A 1,547-nucleotide genomic window follows, 5' to 3' on the forward strand; every position below is an offset into this window, starting at 1 on the left:
CCGACATCGAGGTGCCAAACCATGCCGTCGATATGGACTCTTGGGCAAGATCAGCCTGTTATCCCCGAGGTACCTTTTATCCGTTGAGCGACGGCCGTTCCACAACGAGCCGCCGGATCACTAGTCCCGACTTTCGTCCCTGCTCGAGCTGCCACTCTCACAGTCAAGCTCCCTTGTGCACTTGCACTCGACACCTGATTGCCAACCAGGCTGAGGGAACCTTTGGGCGCCTCCGTTACATTTTAGGAGGCAACCGCCCCAGTTAAACTACCCATCAGGCACTGTCCCTGACCCGGATCACGGGCCGAAGTTAGATATCCAGAGTGACCAGAGTGGTATTTCAACGGCGACTCCACGAACACTGGCGTGTCCGCTTCACAGTCTCCCACCTATCCTACACAAGTCACACCGAATACCAATACCAAACTATAGTAAAGGTCACGGGGTCTTTCCGTCCTTCTGCGCGTAACGAGCATCTTTACTCGTAATGCAATTTCGCCGAGTTCATGGTTGAGACAGCGGGGAAGTCGTTACTCCATTCGTGCAGGTCGGAACTTACCCGACAAGGAATTTCGCTACCTTAGGATGGTTATAGTTACCACCGCCGTTTACTGGGGCTTAAGTTCTCCGCTTCGCCGAAGCTAACGGGTCCCCTTAACCTTCCAGCACCGGGCAGGAGTCAGTCCATATACATCGTCTTACGACTTCGCATGGACCTGTGTTTTTGATAAACAGTCGCTTCCCCCTGGTCTCTGCGGCCCCGATCCCCTCACACCAGCACGTGGTGCTCAAGGTTGGGGCCCCCCTTCTCCCGAAGTTACGGGGGCATTTTGCCGAGTTCCTTAACCATGATTCTCTCGATCGCCTTAGTATTCTCTACCTGACCACCTGTGTCGGTTTAGGGTACGGGCAGTTTGAACCTCGCGCCGATGCTTTTCTAGGCAGCATAGGATCACCGGATCACCCACCATGTGGGCGCCCATCAGGTCTCAGGCATACAGCCGGCGGATTTACCTACCGGCAGCCCTACACCCTTAGACCAGGTCATTTCCATTGCCCGGCCCGGCTACCTTCCTGCGTCACACCTGTTAATGCGCTTGCCTCCCCGGTTCAGGTCTCGCGCTCCTCATCACCGACCCCGTCAAAGACGAGGTTCGGGATGGTTCGGGCGGTTAGTATCACCGGCTCAGCATGGGCGGTTCTTCACTGGTACGGGAATATCAACCCGTTGTCCATCGACTACGCCTGTCGGCCTCGCCTTAGGTCCCGACTTACCCAGGGCAGATTAGCTTGACCCTGGAACCCTTAGTCATCCGGCGGACGGGTTTCTCACCCGTCTTTCGCTACTCATGCCTGCATTCTCACTCGTCCACAATCCACCAGAAGTTACCCGCTGGCTTCACCTCGTGAACGACGCTCCCCTACCCATCCAGCAAAACTGAATGCCACGGTTTCGGCGGTGTACTTGAGCCCCGCTACATTGTCGGCGCGGAATCACTTGACCAGTGAGCTATTACGCACTCTTTCAAGGGTGGCTGCTTCTAAGC

1 rRNA gene is annotated in these 1,547 nt (G+C 55.9%); it reads right to left on the reverse strand.

What is annotated here, in order from left to right:
• A 23S ribosomal RNA gene (locus tag ACIP67_RS43255) occupies nucleotides 1–1,547 on the reverse strand; the annotation flags it as partial.

Source organism: Streptomyces sp. NPDC088812 (assembly GCF_044750285.1).
Classification (GTDB): Bacteria; Actinomycetota; Actinomycetes; order Streptomycetales; family Streptomycetaceae; genus Streptomyces.